Consider the following 16,818-nt stretch of genomic DNA (forward strand, 5'->3'; position numbering starts at 1 on the left):
GCTCCCTGAGCGAGGATTTCAATCGGCGAAGACCGGACGCCCGCCGTTATCCCAACGAAACTTCTGCATATACGGCGCGCGCTTCGCGGTGCATTTCCAATCCGGACCTCCATTGGCGTGGAACACGATCCAATCCGAGCCGTCGGCGCCTTTGAAAAACCCGTTGTGCCCGGTGGCGTAGACGCCATCCTTCGGCGAGCTCTTCACCACCGGCACCGGCGACTTCGACCAGGAGGAAGGCTTGAGCAGGTCAGCGTCCGCATCCGCGCTCAGCATCCCGATCGAATAGCCATCCGACCAGCAGGCACTGGCCGAATACGTCAGGAACACCTTGCCTTCCGGCCCGGCCAGAAATTCCGGCGCCTCCAGGATCTTCCGCCCGCCCTGCATTTCCCAAGCGAACGTCGGCGCCGCGATATCCACCTGCGGCGCGGCCAGCGTCCATGGATCGCGCATCGGGACGATCACCAGGTCGCTGTGGTCGCCGACGTAGGCCGAATACACGAAGTACAGCTTGCCGCGATGTTCGAACACCGTCCCATCGATACCGCTGAGCTTCGTCTGCAGCATGCCCTTGTCCACCCACGCACCTTGCGTGGGATCGGCCGAGGCGTTTTCCAGCACGAACACGTGGCGGTGGGCATCGTCGTTGTGCGCCTTGTCCGCGGCGGAGTAGTACAGGTACCACTTGCCGCCGAGGAAATGCAGCTCCGGCGCCCAGATCGCCGCGGAGTTCGGTCCGCCGGCCGGCGCGCGCCATACCGTCACCGGCCGTGCATCCGCCAGCTTCGCCATGTCGCGCGTCTTCCACAGCGAGATGCGATCGCCCTGCGTGTGCATGTAGTAGTAGAAGCCGTCGCGCTGCGTCACCCACGGATCGGGGCCGGAAGGCAGCAATGGACCGATCGGCTTCGCGGCCTGCTCGACCGGAGCCGCGAGCAGCAAGGCGAACAGCATGGCATGGCGCATCACTTGCCTTTACCTCCCGGCGACGCCGGCGCATCGCCATCCACCTGCAGATAGTCGATGTCGAGCACGTGGTCGCCGCCTTCGATATCGATCGTGTTGAAACCGGGCAGCAGCGATGCCGATACCGTCGCCAGCTGCCCATCCGTGGCCTTGTCGATCGCCGCAGGCACACGCGCACCGTTGACCACCAGCACCGGCGCGGCAGGCAAGCCGAGATCGCCAAAGCGCACGCTCAAGCGGTGCACGCCACCCGCCGCGTGCAGCAGAAAACGCAAGCGCGATTCGCCCTGCCCCAGCCTCGCCTTGCGCTGGTTGGACGCCGCGGGATCGGGCACCACGGCCGCACCGGTCAGCTCCGCGTCCTCGGCCTCATAGCGGTCGAAACGCAGCGGCGCGATCGCCGACAGCATCTCGTTGCGCGAGGCCTGCTCCGGCGCATCGGCCGCGGACGACGACGTCACGTGCAGGAACGAACCGTCGCCACGCGCCAGCAAAGCCTGCGTCCAGCCCGCATGGATATTGCCGCTGCGTTTCTGCACCGGCGCCCGCACCTCCCACCACGGACCACGGCCCGAGGCGTTGTTCCAATACAAACTGCGCCCGCCCTCATCGCCACCGCCGCCGGCGCGCTGCGCGGAAACCACAATCACGCCCTCCGGCCCGCCTTGCGGAAACCACTGCAGCACCGGACACGCCGACGGCCAGAAGCCGGACAGCGTCATCACCGGCTCGCCATGCCGCTGCGGATCGCCCCAGTCCAGTCCGTCGCGGCTGAACTTGATGAACACCTGCCCGTTGCGCGGGCCGTCGATGTTCTCGTACGTCATCGCATAGCGCTTGTCGGCCAGCCGCGTGACGATGGCCATGCCCGGCCGCTGCACGCCGCCGGGAATCGCCACGTCCCACACTTCCCTGCCCCAGCTGCGCCCGCCATCCGCCGACACCTTGTGCGCCAGCAGCTGGTTGTAGCCCTCGCCCTTGTGCTGCTCGCTGGAGTAATAGGCGACCAGGCGCCCGTCATCCAGCCGATGCACGTTGGGTTCCCACACGCCCTTGTTGTCCTTGTCCTCGGGACGCCCGCCACCCTGCACGATGGAGCTGCGGTAGCGCCAGCTCTTGCCGCCATCCGTGGACACGTACATCTGCAGGTCTTCGACATAAACCCGGCCATGCTCGTCGTTGCGCGTGGCATTGGCCGAAAGCAGCAAGGTGCCGGCCGGCAGATCGCCGGTTGCCTGCGCCAACTCCGTGATGTGCGGTTGCCAACGCAGCTGCCACTGCTTGTCGCCCGCGTGCGGCTGGTCGGTGACGTTCATCAGGAAGCGCCAGTGCGCACCCTCGTCGCGGCTTTCCCACAGCGGAACGCCGGCCATGCCGTCCTGCTCGAACACCATCAGCAGGCGCCCGCGATCCGGGGCCTGGCCATGTCCGGTGCGCACGACCGATGCGTAGCCGGTACCGTCGGCCATGCGTTCGCCCACCACGCGTTCGTCGGCGTGCGCCGCCATCGCGGCCAGCGCCAACACCAGCGCGAACATCGTTCTTTTCATCACGACCTCCAGGAAAAAAGGCGGGCGGCCACGCCACGACGCCGCCCGCCGGGGAGGAATCACATCTTGAAGCGCACACCCAGACCGATGGTGCGGTCCTGGTAGCGGATGTCGCGCGGACGCGTGGTGCCGTCGCCCCACCACTGGTGCAGGTTGGCGCCGAAGATGTTCGTCGCGTTGAGCACCACGGTGAAGTTCTGGTTGACGTCGTAGCCGAGCGAGAAATCCACCTGGTTGGCGGGCTTGATCTCGTCGTTCACGCCCGCGACGGTGGGCTGGTTGAAGCCCTGGATGTAGCGGCTGCGGTAGTTGTAGGCCAGGCGCGCGGACCAGCCGTACTTCTCGTACATCAGCACCGCGTTGTAGTTGTTCTTCGAGACGTTCTGCAGCGGCGAGGCGGTGATCGGGCCGCCGATGAACTGCGGCGAGCGCGTGGAGCCCTCGATATAGGTGTAGTTGAACTGCGCACCCAGGCCGCTCCACGGACCGGGCAGGAAGTCGAAGAACTGCTGATAAGCGAACTCCGCACCATCGAGATGGCCCGAACCGGCGCTCTGCGGCGAGTTGAGCTGGTAAGGCTGGCCGCCGATGGTGACGTCGGTGATGTAGTTCTGGATATAGCCGTTGATGTCGCGGTAGAACACGCCGCCGCTGACATAGCTGGCCGGGCCGAAATACCACTCCAGCGAGGCGTCGTAGTTGTTGCTGCGGATCGGCTTGAGGTTCGGATTGCCGCTGCTGGCCACGCCGGCGCGGTTGATCGTGCCGGGGTTGAGCGAGATCGACGGATTGAGCTGGCCGAAGCCCGGATAGGTCAGCGTCTTGGCCGCCACCACGCGCAGCTGCAGGTTGTCGCGCAGGTGCAGGTTGAAGCTGAGGTTGGGCAGGTAGACCGGCGCGCTGGTCGAAGCCGACAGCGGCGAATAGATGCCGCTGGAAGCGTCGAACGAATACGCGTCCAGATGGCGCTTCACGCGCTCCACGCGCATGCCCAGCAGGCCGTCGTACGGCAGGCCGAACAGCTCGTTGCCGTAGCCGAACTGCAGGTAGCCGGCGTACGACTTCTCCTGGATGTGATAGAAGCGGCCGGGATTCTCCGCGGCCAGGCCCGCCGGCAGGCCGTACAGCCCGCGGATCGCGTCGGCGTTGTTGACCAGGAAGTTGTAGCAGCCGCTCAGCCACGACACCGGAATCGCATCGGTGGTCGGCTGGCTGCAGAAGTAGCCGTTCGGGAAGCGCGCCACCACCTGGTTGGCGGGGTTCGGGTTCAGCGCGATCTGGCCGGTGCCGCCCGGCGGCGGCGTGGAGATCTCCACGCTGCCGCGGTATTCGGCCTTGTGGTCGGAATAGCGCAGGCCGAAATCCATGTACTGGAAGAAATCGCCGCCCAGGTCGTAGGTGCCGTCGCCGCGCCACGCCGTCTGTTCGCCGCGCTGGTTGTTCCAGGTCTGGAACAGGCCGTTGAGGTAGTAGTTGGACGGATTGAGCTGCGGATTGCCGCCCAGGCCCCAGTTCTGCGCGCCGTTCCACACCGTGGTGATCGGCCCCTTCAGGAAGGTGTCGACGATAAAGGTCTGGTCGTGGAACGAGCTGGAATTGAAGGACAGGTCGGTGGACAGATTGAGCTTGTCGCCATGCCACTTCATGCCGATCGAGTTCTGGATGTCATGCCCCCACTGCTCGTGCGCCTGCGTGCTGGTGGCGGCATAGGTGTCGCCGGTCCACACGCCGCTGGATGCATCGCAGATGCGCTGGCCGTAGTACGGCGAGCCGGTCAGCTGGTCGGCATAGCAATGGTTGGTGACGGACAGGCTGGACGGATTGACCACGCCCACCGGGAAGCTGAAATAGTACGGCTGGTTGTAGCGGTCCGAATCCCAGGTGTAGAGGCCTTCGATATAGACCTCGGTGTCCTTGTTCGGCTTCCATTGCAGGGCGTAGTTCGCTTCCTGGCGCTTGCGGCTGCCGATGTTGTAGTCGGCGCCCCAGCCATTGGGCGCGGAGATCAGGTCGCCGCCGGCCGTGCGGATCGGCGCGCCGTTGCCGCCGGTGAGCACCTTGGGGAAATCCGCCCATACCGCGTTGTATTCGTAGCGCTGCTTGTCGTAGCCCACGTTGAGCAGCGCGCCGAATTCGCCGATGTCGGTGTTCCAGCGGTTGCTGAGCAGCAGGCTGCCGTTGGGATCGGTATGGCCGCCGTACTTGCTGTGCGTGCCGGTGAGCGTGGCCGCTACCTTGCTGCCGTCGAAATCCAATGGGCGATACAGCTGCATGTCGACCAGGCCGGCGATGCCGCCGTCCGGCAGGCTGGCTTCGCTGGTCTTGTAGACCTGCACGGTCTTCACCGCGGTGGCCGGCAGGTTCTGGAAGGCGAAGGCGCGGCCGACGCCGCTGAAGATCTCGCGGCCGTTCAAGGTGGTGATCACGTTGGGCAGGCCGCGGATCACCACCGAGCTGGTCTCGCCCTGGAAGCCCTGCGCGATCTGCACGCCGGTGATGCGCTGCATGGCGTCGGCCACGCTGTTGTCGGGCAGCTTGCCGATGTCCTCGGCGACGATGGAATCGACCACCATGCGCGAGTCCTGCTTCAGCGCCTGCGCGCTCTGCAGGCTTTCGCGCAGCGGCGTCACCACCACGCCGGAAAGATTCACCGCGTTCTGGGTGGAGGCCTGGTCGGCGGTGCCGGCTTTCTTTTTGGCCGGCGCCTGGCCCGCGGGTGCGGCGGGTGCCTGGTCGGTGGACTGTTGCGGATCGGCGCTCTGCGCGTCGGGCCTGGTGTCGGCGGCATAGGCCGGCGCCAGCGCGGCGGCAATGGCCATCGCGAGCAGGGACAGCGGGATGCGATAGCGAGTCATGGTATGAACCTCCCCGGTTTACGGAGTCAAAGCGGCGCCGGCGCGTGCCGGCGGCATGCGTTCTGGAAGAAAGAAGGCGGCCCGCTCCAGCGGGCGCGCCGATGTGGCGCGCCTGGGGTCAGCGCGTCTTGAGCAGGCTCCCTGCCGGATACGTTGCCGCGTCCGCCGGCACGACGCCGCGCGGCGCATGCGACAGCGCACGCAGGATGTCGGCTTCGCGCTGGCGATAAGGCGTGCCGTCGCCATGCAGCAGGTCGTGGAACCACAGCGTCGGCGGCTGCAAGGTGTAGGGGCGCTGCCAGGAATCCCACGGCATGATGGTCTGCGCCTTGCCGTCGACGAAGCCCCAGTTGACCATGCCCACGTCGAGCTTCTTGGCCAGCGGCAGCACGCCGTCGATGGTCGAACCGTTGCCGCGCGCCATGTATTCGGTACAGATGAGCGGGCGGCCGTAGCCTTCCAGCTGCTTCACGCGGCGCGCGAACTCTTCCGGCCAGCCGTAGTTGTGGAAGCTGATCACGTCGGACTGCTCGACCTGGGTGCGCTCGACCGCATCGAGCTTGGCCGGATCCGACCAGTCCTCGTGTTCCCACAGGCCGCTGGTCAGCGGCTGCACCGGCGATGCGCTGCGCGCCCAGGCGAACACCTGCGGCAGCAGTTTCGCCACCAGGGCGAACTTGTCCTTCGGTTCCTTGGCGTCGTAATTGCCGCCGCCGGGATTGTTCGGCTCGTTCCACACGTCCCAGGCGAGCACGCGCTGGTCCTTGCCGAAGCTGCCGACGATATCTTTCACGTACTGCTCAAGGCGCGGGTATTGGCTGGGATCGGCCAGCGCCACGCCCGGGCTCTGCACCCAGCCGGAGTTGTGCACGCCGGGAATCGGCGGATGCTGCGGCCCCAGTTTCGGCTCCGGATCCCAGCAGGAATCGAACAGCACGAAGATCGGCTTGATATGGTGCTTGTCGGCGATGGCGAGAAACTGGTCGATGCGCTGCTTGAAACCCGCCGCATCCTGCTGCCACAGCAGGTCGTGCAGGAACACGCGCATGGTGGTCATGCCCAGCTGCTGCGCCCAGCCCAGTTCCTGGTCGATGCGCGCGGCGTCGAAGCTGCCGGCCTGCCACATCTCCAGCTCGTTGATCGCGTTGGACGGCAGATAGTTGCTGCCCAGCGGCCAGGCCTGTTTCGCATACCAGGCCTTGGCTTCGGCAGGCGTCCAGCGCGCGGTGCTTTCCCGCGCGAACGACGTGGGCGCGGCGAGCAAGGCCGCCAGTCCCAGTGCCGTCGCCATCAATGCATGTTTCATGTCCAACTCCCCGTTTGCTTGGATGAGCTCCGGTCCCCGCCGGAGGTCTTGAGGTTGATCCGGGCCGCAGCGGGCAAAGCGCTCCCGCGGCGCCCTGCATGGGGGCGCCCTGGTCGGTCGCTGCGGCGGACGGTCAGTCGCCCGTCAGTGCTTGCCTTGCACCGGCTCCGTGCCGAATTCGTACACGATGGTGTGGCGGTATTCCTGCCCCGGCGCCAGCCGCGCCGAGCCGAACGCCGCTTGATTGGGCGTGTCGGGATGGAACTGCGGTTCCAGCGCGAACGCATCGCCCTGGCGGTAGACATGGCCGCCGGTGCCCACGCTGGTCGCGTCGAGGAAGTTGCCGGAATAGAACTGCAGGCCCGGCATGGTGGATTTCAGCGTCATCACGCGGCCGGAAGCCGGGTCTTCCACTTTCGCCATCAGGCGGGGTTCCTTGGCCACGTCGCGCGCGATCACGAAATCGTGGTCGTAGCCGCGGCCGTTGAGCAGTTGCGCATCGGGCGTGCGGATATCGCGGCCGATCGGCTTGCCCTGGCGGAAATCGAAAGGCGTGCCGGCCACCGGCTGGAACTGGCCCAGCGGAATCGAAGTAGCGTCGATCGGCAGGAAGGTTTCCGCCGGGATCGTCAGCTTCTGCTCCAGCACCGAGCCGGAACCCTCGCCGGAGAGATTCCAATACGCATGGTTGGTGAGGTTGACGATGGTCGGCTTGTCGGTGGTGGCGCGGTATTCGATGGTCAGCCGGTTGTGCGCATCGAGCGTATAGATGGCCGTGGCGGTGAGCTTGCCCGGATAGCCCATGTCGCCGTCGGGGCTGACATAGGTAAGCGTGACGCTGGCGCCGTCGGCGCCGCTCTTGGCCTCGCCCAGGCTCCACAGCACCTTGTCGAAACCCTTGCTGCCGCCGTGCAGCGAGTTGGGACCGTCGTTGACCGGCACGCTGTAGCTGTGGCCGTCCAGGCTGAAATGGCCCTTGGCGATGCGGTTGGCATAGCGCCCCACCGTGGCGCCGAAGTACTGCGGCTTCTTCAGATAGTCGTCGAACTTCGCATAGCCCAGCAGGATATTGGCGCTCTTGCCATGGCGGTCCGGCGCGCTCACTTCCTGCAGGCTGGCGCCATAGGCGATCACGCGCACGCGCACGCCGTGGCCCGAGTCGAGCACCACGGCATCGACCTTGCTGCCGTCGGGCAGCGTCCCGAACGTTTCGCGCTTCGCTTCCACTGCCTGCACTGCCGTCGCCATAGCCATCGCACCCAAAGAAACCGTGCCCATGAAACCCAGGAGCATCGCACGTCGCATCTCTCGTTTCCCCTTCGCCACCCTTACGGGACGGCGCATGCAATCACATTGTATGATTATCGTGCAAGCGATCTTTGCACCGTGTCCGCGCCCTGGCGCGGCGCAACATCGGCCTCGTGCACGCATACGATTCCCATCTTCGGTTTGTCATTTCAGGCCATTGCACCATTTCTTGCGGGACCTGACTTTCGTAAGCGATCTGAGAAATATCGCAATGCGTCATCGCCGGCGAATAGCCGTCCATGTACGGAACCGTCCGAAAACACACGCGACGCTTGGCAGAGACTAAGCGAAGTGCTTATAGTCCGTTTGTATGACAAATAACCCGGCAGCCCGGAAGCCGGGCGTCTGCGGCGCCGCCGCCCCTCATACAGAAAGGCACAGGGGATCGAGACATTCATGAAGAAGCCGCCCACCGTCCGCACGCTATACGGACACGTGATGCACGAACTCGGGCAGCGCATCGTCAGCGGCCGGGTCAAGCCCGGCGAGGTGCTTCCCCGCGAGGAAACCCTGGCCGAGAACCTCGGCGTGAGCCGCACCGCCCTGCGCGAAGCGCTGAAGGTGCTTTCCGCCAAGGGCCTGATCGCCTCGCGCACCGGTGTCGGCGCGCGTGTGCAGGAAGAACGCTACTGGAACCAGCTGGACTCCGACGTGCTGGCCTGGCGCTGCGCCTCCATGCCCACCGACGACTTCGTCGAGAAACTGGTGGAGATGCGTGAACTGATCGAGCCGGCCGCCGCCGCTTCCGCCGCGCGCCATCGCAACGCCGCCCAGCTGGCCGAGATCGACAGCGCCTACCGCGCCATGGACGCCGCACAGACGCCGGATGCCTGGACCGAAGCCGACGTGCGCTTCCACGACGCCGTGCTGCATGCCACCGGCAACGAGCTGCTGCACTCGCTGTTCTCGGTGGTGGAAACCGCGCTGAGCGCGTTCTTCAGCCTGTCCGCGCGCAGCGCCGGCGACTTCAAGTACTCGCTGCCCTACCACCAGCAGGTGCTGGAAGCGATCCGCCGCAAGCAGCCTGAGGTGGCGCGCAAGGCGATGCTGGCGATGATCGCCGACTCGCGCGACAACATGCGCCGCAGCCGTCCGCGCACGCGCCGGAAGGCTTCCGCGTGAGCGCCAGCCTGATCGGACTGGACTGGGGCAGCACCCACCTGCGCGCTTATCTGTTCGGCGCGGACGGCATGGTGCTGGAGACGCGCGCGCTGGCCCATGGCATCCGCCAACTGCCGGCCGGCGGATTTCCGGAAGCGTTCGCCCTGGCCGTACGCGAATGGCCAGCGCTGCCGGTACTGGCCTGCGGCATGGTCGGCAGCCGCAACGGCTGGCAGGAAGTGCCTTACCTCGATACGCCCACCGGCGTCGAACGGCTGGCGCAACACCTGACTCCGCTCGCCACGCCCGGTGGCCACCGGCTCTATCTGGTGCCCGGCCTGCACGACCCGCACCGTCCCGACGTGATGCGCGGCGAGGAGACTCAGATCGTCGGCGTACTGGCCACCGAACCGGCCACCACGCGCCTGCTGCTCCCGGGCACGCACAGCAAATGGGTACGCCTGCGCGATGGCGTGGTCACCGGTTTCGCCACGGTGATGACCGGCGAACTGTATGGCCTGCTGCGCCAGCATTCGATCCTCGGCGCCGCGCTGCCCGAAGCGCGCGATGACGAAGAGGCCTTCCGCCGCGGCGTCGCCGCCGCGCGCGACAGCGGTCCTGCCGGCGCGCTGTCGCGGCTGTTCTCGGCACGCGCGCTGATGCTCGACGGCGCGCTCGATCCGGCCGCCGTGCCCGACTATCTCTCCGGCCTGCTGATCGGCGAGGAAATGCGCATGGCCCTGGCCGCCGGCTGGGCCGATGCGAACGGCAGCATCCCGATGGTCGGCGAAGGCCCGCTGTGCGACCGCTACCGCCGCGCCGCGGATCTCTACGGCCTGCAGCTTTCGCGCGCGCCGGACGGCACCACCGCCGACGGCCTGTGGCAGATCGCCACCGCGGCGGCGCTCGCCGCGGCACCCGCAACCGCCCACACCTCATGAACACGCTCCCTCCCATGCATACCTGGCTACAAGACTTGCCGCTGGTCGCGATCCTGCGCGGCCTGCATCCCGACGAAGCGGTGGACATCGGCCACGCGCTCGCCGGCGCCGGCTTCCGCGTGCTCGAAGTGCCGCTCAATTCGCCCGAGCCCTGCGCCAGCATCCGCCGCCTGGCCGACGCGCTGGGCGACGGCTATCTGGTCGGCGCCGGCACCGTGCTCGATCCGGCGCGGGTGAAAGACATCGCCGACGCCGGCGGCCGCCTGATCGTGATGCCGCACGCCGACGTCGCGGTGATCCGCGCCGCCAAGCAGGCTGGTCTCTATTGCGTGCCCGGCGTGGCCACGCCCACCGAGGCCTTCGCCGCGCTCGCGGCCGGCGCCGATGCCTTGAAGCTCTTTCCCGCCGAGCAATCCTCGCCCGCCGTGCTCAAGGCCTGGCGCGCGGTGCTGCCGAAAGACCTGGCCGTGCTGCCGGTCGGCGGCATCGCTCCCGACAACATGGCGCCATGGGTCGCTGCCGGCGCGGCCGGCTTCGGCATCGGTTCGTCGCTCTACGCCCCCGGCCGCGCGGCCGTCGACGTCGCCGCCCGTGCGCGCGACTTCGCCGACGCCTGGCGGCATCTACACCCCGTTTCGCAAGGAAACCGCGCATGAAGATCACCCGCCTCACCACCTTCCTCGTTCCGCCGCGCTGGTGCTTCCTGCGCATCGACACCGATGCCGGCATCAGCGGCTGGGGCGAGCCGGTCGTCGAGGGCCGCGCGCATACCGTGGCGGCGGCAGTCGAGGAACTCTCCGACTACCTCATCGGCAAGGACCCGCACCATATCGAAGACCTGTGGAGCGTGATGTACCGCGCCGGCTTCTACCGCGGCGGCCCGATCCTGATGAGCGCCATCGCCGGCATCGACCAGGCGCTGTGGGACATCAAGGGCAAGGACCTCGGCCGCCCCGTCTACGACCTGCTCGGCGGCCCGGTGCGCGAACGCATCCGCGTGTACTCGTGGATCGGCGGCGACCGCCCGGCCGACACCGCGCGCGCCGCGATGGAAGCGGTGGCGCGCGGCTTCACCGCGGTGAAGATGAATGCCACCGAAGAAATGCAATATGTGGACAGCTACGACAAGGTCGACCGCGTGCTCGCCAACGTGCAGGCGGTGCGCGACGCGGTCGGCCCGCACGTCGGCCTGGGCCTGGACTTCCACGGCCGCGTGCACAAGCCGATGGCCAAGGTGCTGATGCGCGAGCTGGCGCCGTACAAGCTGATGTTCATCGAGGAACCGGTGCTCTCCGAATACCTCGAGTGCATTCCCGAATTGGCCGCGATCTCGCCCGCGCCGATCGCGCTGGGCGAGCGCCTGTACTCGCGCTACGACTTCAAGCGCGTGCTGGAAACCGGCGGCGTGGACATCCTGCAGCCCGATCCCTCGCACGCCGGCGGCATCACCGAGACGCGCAAGATCGCCGCGATGGCCGAAGCCTACGACGTGGCCATCGCCTTGCACTGCCCGCTGGGCCCGATCGCGCTGGCGGCCAACCTGCAGATCGACGCGGTCAGCCACAACGCCTTCATCCAGGAACAGAGCCTGGGCATCCACTACAACGCCTCCAACGACCTGCTCGACTACGTCACCGACCGCAGCGTGTTCGCCTACCAGGACGGCTACGTCAGCATGCCCACCGGCCCGGGCCTCGGCATCACGGTGAACGAGGAATACGTGGCCGAGCGTGCCGCCGAAGGCCATCGCTGGCGCAATCCGCTGTGGCGCCATGCCGACGGCAGCGTGGCGGAGTGGTGAGCATGGAGCAGTTCGCCACCTACCCCAGCCTGCTCGATCGCCACGTCTTCGTCAGCGGCGGCGCCACCGGCATCGGCGCCGCCTTCGTCGAGCACTTCGTGCGCCAGGGCAGCCGCGTCGCCTTCGTCGACATCGACCGCGAACATGGCGCAGCGCTGGCGCAAAGCCTGGCCGGCGAACGCCACGCGCCGCGCTTCCTGCCCTGCGACATCACCGACCTCGACGCGCTGCACGCGGCGATCGCCGGCGCGCGCGAAGCGCACGGCCCGGTGGCGGTGCTGGTGAACAACGCCGCCAACGACGTGCGCCACAGCTTCGGCGACACCACCGGCGAGCAGTTCGACCGCAGCATCGCCATCAACCTGCGCCACCAGTACTTCGCCACCCAGGCCGTGCGCGAGGACATGCGCGCGCTCGGCGGCGGCTCGGTGATCTGCCTGGGTTCCACCGGCTGGATGAAGAAGAACGCCGGCTATCCGATCTACGCCATGGCCAAGTCCGCCGTGCACGGCCTGGTCAACGGCCTGGCGCGCGAGCTGGGCCACGACCGCATCCGCATCAATGCGCTGGTGCCCGGCTGGGTCATTACCGAGAAGCAGCGCCGCCTGTGGCTGGATGCGGCCGGCGAGGAAGAGATCCGCCGCACGCAGTGCCTGCCCGGCTACCTGATGGCCGAAGACCTCGCCCGCGCCGCGCTGTTTCTCGGCGCCGACGACAGCCGCATGTGCACCGGCCAGTCCTTCGTGGTCGACGGCGGCTGGGTATGAACGCGCGCGTCGTCCACCATCCGGCCAATACGCTGGGCGAAGGCATCCTGTGGTGCGAACGCGAGCAGGCGCTGTACTGGACCGACATCCAGGCCGCCGCGCTGTGGCGACACCGCCCGGCGGACGGCGAAACGCGCCGCTGGGACATGCCCGAACGCCTGGGCTGCCTCGCCCTGTGCGAAGCCGATGGCTGGCTGCTGCTCGGGCTGGCCTCGCGCCTGGCTTTTTTCCGCCCGGAGGACGAAACGCTGTTGCCGATCGTCGAGGTGGAACCGGACCTGCCCACCCGCCTCAATGACGGCGGTTGCGACCGCCAGGGGCGCTTCGTGTTCGGTACCCTGCACGAGCCCGCGGCCGGCGAAGCGCGCCAGCCGATCGGCGCGTTCTACCGCCTCAACGCGGACCTCACGCTGGAGCGGCTTAATCTTCCCGGGGTTGGCATCAGCAACAGCGTCGCCTTCAGCCCCGATGGCCGCACCATGTATTTCTGCGATTCGCCTTCGCGTTTGATCCAGAGCTGCGACTACGCCGAACGCTGCGGCGAGCCGCGTGCCTTCGCGCGCGTGGACGATGCGCGTGGCGAGCCGGATGGCTCCGCCGTGGATGCCGAAGGTTTTCTGTGGAATGCGCAATGGGGCCTGGGCCGCGTGGTGCGCTACGCGCCGGATGGCCGCGTCGACCGCGCGATCGAGGTGCCGGCCACGCAACCCACCCGTCCGGCTTTCGGCGGCCCGGAGCTGGCCACGCTCTACATCACCAGCGCGCGCGATGGCCTGTCCGCCGACGCGCTGGCAACCCAGCCGCAGGCCGGTGCGCTGTTCGCGGCCGATGCCGGCACCACCGGCCTGCCGGAACCCCGTTTCCGCGGAGCGCCGCCCGGTTTCGGCCGGCCTTCCTGATCCATCGTTCGTTCCTTATCCATCGGCGGTCCATCCTTGTTCACGCCTGCCTTCACGCCAGCGAGGTCCTCGGTTCCATGAACTCCCAAGCCATCGCCTCACCCACCGCCCACGCCAAGGGCACCGTGATCTACACCTGCGTGCTCGCCGCGCTCGCCGGCCTGATGTTCGGGCTGGATATCGGCGTGATTTCCGGCGCTTCGCAGTTCATCAAGGCCGAGTTCGCCATCAGCGACCACACCATCGAGTGGATCGTCAGCTCCATGATGTTCGGCGCGGCGGTCGGCGCGCTGGGCGCCGGCTGGCTGTCTTCGCAGCTGGGCCGCAAGCGTTCGCTGATCCTGGGCGCGATCCTGTTCGTGATCGGCTCGCTGCTGTGCGGACTGGCCTGGTCGCCGGAAACCCTGATTGCCGCGCGCGTGATCCTGGGCCTGGCCATCGGCATCGCCACCTTCACCGCGCCGCTGTACCTGGCCGAGGTGGCGCCGGAGCACATCCGCGGCGCGATGATCTCCACCTACCAGCTGATGATCACCATCGGCATCCTGGTGGCCTTTCTTTCCGACACCGCGCTCAGCTACCACGGTGCGTGGCGCTGGATGCTCGGCGTGATCGCCATTCCCGGCGCGCTGTTCCTGCTCGGCGTGCTCGGCCTGCCCGACAGCCCGCGCTGGCTGATGATGCGCGGCCGCCGCGACGAGGCCATCGAGGTGCTGCGCCGCCTGCGCGGCGACGAGGCCGCGGTGGCGCGCGAAGCGGCGGACATCGAGGAGCAGCTGAAGACCCCGCAGCGCGGCTGGCACCTGTTCCAGGAGAACCGCAACTTCCGCCGCTCGGTGTATCTGGGCGCCCTGCTGCAGCTGATGCAGCAGTTCACCGGCATGAACGTGGTGATGTATTACGCGCCGCGCATCTTCCAGGAAATGGGTTACGACACGTCCGCGCAGATGTGGTTCACCGCCCTGGTCGGCCTGACCAACGTGCTGGCCACCTTCATCGCCATCGCCCTGATCGACCGCTGGGGCCGCAAGCCCATCCTCTATACCGGCTTCACCGTGATGGCCATCGGCCTGGGCGTGGTGGGCATACTGATGAACGGCGGCATCACCGGCCAGACCGAGCAGTACACCTGCGTGGCCATGCTGCTGATCTTCATCGTCGGCTTCGCCATGTCGGCCGGTCCGCTGGTGTGGACGCTGTGCTCGGAGATCCAGCCGCTGAAGGGCCGCGACTTCGGCATCGGCGTGTCCACCTTCACCAACTGGATCACCAACATGGTGGTCGGCTTCACCTTCCTCAGCCTGCTCAACAGCATCGGCAATGCCTCGACGTTCTGGCTGTATGCGGCGCTCAACGCGGTGTTTATCGTACTGACGTTCTGGCTGGTGCCGGAGACGAAGGGCGTGACGCTGGAGCAGATCGAGCGGAATCTGCTGGCCGGAAAAAAGCTGCGCGATATCGGCCGCTAGCCATCGTAGGTTGGGGTGAGCCGCAGGCGAACCCCAACCTCGCGGCAAGCTTGGGGTTCGCCTGCGGCTCACCCCAACCTGCGCCGAAGGAATAAGCACAGAAAGCGAGGCCGGACCTACCGGCCCGCGCGCTCCACGACTTCACACACGCCACCAACTCATCCGGAGAGAACGTCATGCATCGCATCCGTTCCTGGTGGTTCACCGTGCTTTGCGCCTGCCTGCTCGCCGTCATCGGTACGGCCCACGCCGCAACCGGCACCGTCCTGCAAGGCAGCACGCTCTACCCTCGCGTGGTCCGGCTCGAACACGGCCCCGCCAACACCTACGGGCGCCTCGTCGCCAGCACCAACGGCATCATCTTCCAGAGCAACGACAACGGCGCCAGCTGGAGCCAGCTCGGCACCGTACCGACCGTGCCGGGCAGCAGCGAGCGCTGCTGCGCCACGCTGTACGAACTGCCACAGCAGGTGGGTTCGCTGGCGGCCGGCACGCTGATCTCCGCGGGCTCGTACTTCTCGGGCGGCAATCCGGCGATCGAGGTCTATGTCAGCACCAACCAGGGGGTGTCGTGGACCTACCACAGCACACCCGCGCTGGCCGCCGACAACAACCACGGCGGCCTGTGGGAGCCGGAGTTCAGCGTGGCCAGCGACGGCGCGCTGGTGATGTTCTGGTCCGACGAAACCGACCCCTGCTGCAGCCAGAAGCTCGCGCAGATCCGCACCTACAACGGCAGCTCCTGGCAGGACCGCACCGACACCATCCGCAGCACCATCCAGGGCGACCGCCCCGGCATGATCACGGTGAGCAAGCTGCCGAACGGGCATTACTTCATGAGCAACGAGCTGTGCGGACCGGCGGCCTGCACGGTGTTCTCGCGCACCTCGACCGACGGCTGGAACTACGGCGATCCCACCAACATGGGCACGCGTGTGCAGACTGCGGCGGGCCAATACCTGGAGCACGCGCCGCTCAATCGCTGGAGCCCGTCGGTGCTGTCAGCCAACGGCGCCATCCTGCTGGTGGGCCAGGTGATGTACGAATCCAACGGCAGCGTCTCGCCGTCCAACGGCAAGGTGCTGTTCGCCAATACCAACACCGACGGCAGCGGCAACTGGTACACCATCGCCGCGCCGGTGCAGGTGCCCACCGCGTACGACAACTACTGCCCGAACTACTCCTCCGCCCTGCTGCCGGCAGCGGATGGTTCCAGCATCCTGGAACTGGCTTCGGACTATCTCAATGGCGGCTGCATCGTGTACTTCGCCAGCGAGCCGTGGAACCGGCTGCCCGCCGACGGTTCGGTGCATAGCTTCCAGAGTGTGCAGGCTCCGGCGCTGTGCCTGGACAACACGGGCTGGTCGACCGCCAACAACACCAGCGCGGAGCTGTGGGATTGCAACAATCTCTCGGTGCAGAACTGGACTGTGCATGCCAAGGGTGGCGGCTGGTTCAGCATCCAGAATCAGGCGACTGGCTTGTGCGTGGACAACACTGGTGGGAGTACCTCGCCGGGCAATCTGGTCACGTTGTGGGGTTGCGCCAATAATGCCAATCAGAATTGGCAGTTTCTGGATCTGGGCAATGGCAGCTACAAGCTGATGAATCAGGCGTCGGGGGCGCTGATTCTGGATGATCCGGCCGGTTCCACTACGCATGGTACGCAGTTGCAGTTGTGGACTGACAACGGATTGGCGCCGCAGCAGTGGATTCTGCATTGAGTCCATCCACGGGCTTTCCTCACCGCCCCTTCTTCGTCATCCCGGCGTAGGCCGGGATCCAGTGGCGACCACGCCTGGTTTTTGCGGTGCCGCGGACTGGCCGCTTATGCAGCGGGCATTTCGGACGC

13 protein-coding genes are annotated in these 16,818 nt (G+C 67.0%); 8 read left to right on the forward strand and 5 right to left on the reverse strand.

Features of this window, described 5'->3' with window-relative positions; all coding sequences use genetic code 11:
* Positions 1-18 precede the first annotated feature (18 nt).
* From FHW84_RS22525 to FHW84_RS22545, 5 genes are all read right to left on the reverse strand, one after another.
* On the reverse strand, positions 19-969 hold the full coding sequence (locus FHW84_RS22525; protein WP_167258666.1) for a glycoside hydrolase family 43 protein: 951 nt from the start codon (positions 967-969) through the stop codon (positions 19-21).
* Positions 969-2,519 (reverse strand): exo-alpha-sialidase, encoded by a 1,551-nt coding sequence (locus FHW84_RS22530; RefSeq protein WP_167258668.1) that lies wholly within the window; start codon positions 2,517-2,519, stop codon positions 969-971. Before FHW84_RS22530 ends, FHW84_RS22525 begins: the two co-directional genes overlap by 1 nt.
* Positions 2,520-2,578: 59 nt before the next feature.
* Positions 2,579-5,374, reverse strand: a complete 2,796-nt coding sequence (locus FHW84_RS22535; protein ID WP_167258670.1) for a TonB-dependent receptor — start codon at positions 5,372-5,374, stop codon at positions 2,579-2,581.
* A gap of 118 nt (positions 5,375-5,492) precedes the next feature.
* Positions 5,493-6,680 (reverse strand): 1,4-beta-xylanase, encoded by a 1,188-nt coding sequence (locus tag FHW84_RS22540; RefSeq protein WP_243868259.1) that lies wholly within the window; start codon positions 6,678-6,680, stop codon positions 5,493-5,495.
* 144 nt (positions 6,681-6,824) lie between these two features.
* Positions 6,825-7,928 carry an aldose epimerase family protein gene (locus FHW84_RS22545; protein WP_243868260.1) on the reverse strand — a complete coding sequence of 368 codons (1,104 nt, stop codon included), beginning with the start codon at positions 7,926-7,928 and terminating at the stop codon, positions 6,825-6,827.
* A gap of 456 nt (positions 7,929-8,384) precedes the next feature.
* Here FHW84_RS22545 and FHW84_RS22550 point away from each other — a divergent pair, with 456 nt between their 5' ends.
* From FHW84_RS22550 to FHW84_RS22585, 8 genes are all read left to right on the forward strand, one after another.
* Complete coding sequence (locus tag FHW84_RS22550) at positions 8,385-9,110, forward strand: FadR/GntR family transcriptional regulator (RefSeq protein ID WP_167258672.1); 726 nt, start codon at positions 8,385-8,387, stop codon at positions 9,108-9,110.
* Positions 9,107-10,030: a 2-dehydro-3-deoxygalactonokinase gene (locus FHW84_RS22555; RefSeq protein WP_167258674.1), complete on the forward strand. Its 924-nt coding sequence runs from the start codon at positions 9,107-9,109 to the stop codon at positions 10,028-10,030. Before FHW84_RS22550 ends, FHW84_RS22555 begins: the two co-directional genes overlap by 4 nt.
* A gap of 14 nt (positions 10,031-10,044) precedes the next feature.
* Positions 10,045-10,686, forward strand: a complete 642-nt coding sequence (locus tag FHW84_RS22560) for a 2-dehydro-3-deoxy-6-phosphogalactonate aldolase (RefSeq protein WP_167258676.1) — start codon at positions 10,045-10,047, stop codon at positions 10,684-10,686.
* The gene (gene dgoD / locus FHW84_RS22565; protein ID WP_167258678.1) at positions 10,683-11,831 is read left to right on the forward strand and encodes a galactonate dehydratase; all 1,149 of its coding nucleotides are present in this window, start codon (positions 10,683-10,685) and stop codon (positions 11,829-11,831) included. Before FHW84_RS22560 ends, dgoD begins: the two co-directional genes overlap by 4 nt.
* Before the next feature lie 2 nt (positions 11,832-11,833).
* Positions 11,834-12,598: an SDR family oxidoreductase gene (locus tag FHW84_RS22570; protein WP_167258680.1), complete on the forward strand. Its 765-nt coding sequence runs from the start codon at positions 11,834-11,836 to the stop codon at positions 12,596-12,598.
* Entirely contained in the window at positions 12,595-13,497 is a 903-nt protein-coding gene (locus tag FHW84_RS22575) for an SMP-30/gluconolactonase/LRE family protein (protein WP_167258682.1), read from the forward strand. The genes FHW84_RS22570 and FHW84_RS22575 overlap by 4 nt, the downstream gene beginning before the upstream one ends.
* Positions 13,498-13,574: 77 nt before the next feature.
* Complete coding sequence (locus FHW84_RS22580) at positions 13,575-14,966, forward strand: sugar porter family MFS transporter (protein WP_167258684.1); 1,392 nt, start codon at positions 13,575-13,577, stop codon at positions 14,964-14,966.
* A gap of 176 nt (positions 14,967-15,142) precedes the next feature.
* Positions 15,143-16,690 carry an RICIN domain-containing protein gene (locus tag FHW84_RS22585; protein WP_167258686.1) on the forward strand — a complete coding sequence of 516 codons (1,548 nt, stop codon included), beginning with the start codon at positions 15,143-15,145 and terminating at the stop codon, positions 16,688-16,690.
* Positions 16,691-16,818: the final 128 nt, after the last annotated feature.

Origin of the sequence: Dyella sp. SG562, from assembly GCF_011759495.1 — a bacterium.
GTDB classification, from domain to species: domain Bacteria; phylum Pseudomonadota; class Gammaproteobacteria; order Xanthomonadales; family Rhodanobacteraceae; genus Dyella_D; species Dyella_D marensis.

Excerpts from the sequence above, each read along its gene's own strand:
- FHW84_RS22525 (WP_167258666.1), bottom strand. The coding sequence starts at position 969 with ATGCGCCATGCCATGCTGTTCGCCTTGCTGCTCGCGGCTCCGGTCGAG.
- FHW84_RS22530 (WP_167258668.1), bottom strand. The coding sequence starts at position 2,519 with ATGAAAAGAACGATGTTCGCGCTGGTGTTGGCGCTGGCCGCGATGGCG.
- FHW84_RS22535 (WP_167258670.1), bottom strand. The coding sequence starts at position 5,374 with ATGACTCGCTATCGCATCCCGCTGTCCCTGCTCGCGATGGCCATTGCC.
- FHW84_RS22540 (WP_243868259.1), bottom strand. The coding sequence starts at position 6,680 with ATGAAACATGCATTGATGGCGACGGCACTGGGACTGGCGGCCTTGCTC.
- FHW84_RS22545 (WP_243868260.1), bottom strand. The coding sequence starts at position 7,928 with ATGGCGACGGCAGTGCAGGCAGTGGAAGCGAAGCGCGAAACGTTCGGG.
- FHW84_RS22550 (WP_167258672.1), top strand. The coding sequence starts at position 8,385 with ATGAAGAAGCCGCCCACCGTCCGCACGCTATACGGACACGTGATGCAC.
- FHW84_RS22560 (WP_167258676.1), top strand. The coding sequence starts at position 10,045 with ATGCATACCTGGCTACAAGACTTGCCGCTGGTCGCGATCCTGCGCGGC.
- dgoD (WP_167258678.1), top strand. The coding sequence starts at position 10,683 with ATGAAGATCACCCGCCTCACCACCTTCCTCGTTCCGCCGCGCTGGTGC.
- FHW84_RS22570 (WP_167258680.1), top strand. The coding sequence starts at position 11,834 with ATGGAGCAGTTCGCCACCTACCCCAGCCTGCTCGATCGCCACGTCTTC.
- FHW84_RS22575 (WP_167258682.1), top strand. The coding sequence starts at position 12,595 with ATGAACGCGCGCGTCGTCCACCATCCGGCCAATACGCTGGGCGAAGGC.
- FHW84_RS22580 (WP_167258684.1), top strand. The coding sequence starts at position 13,575 with ATGAACTCCCAAGCCATCGCCTCACCCACCGCCCACGCCAAGGGCACC.
- FHW84_RS22585 (WP_167258686.1), top strand. The coding sequence starts at position 15,143 with ATGCATCGCATCCGTTCCTGGTGGTTCACCGTGCTTTGCGCCTGCCTG.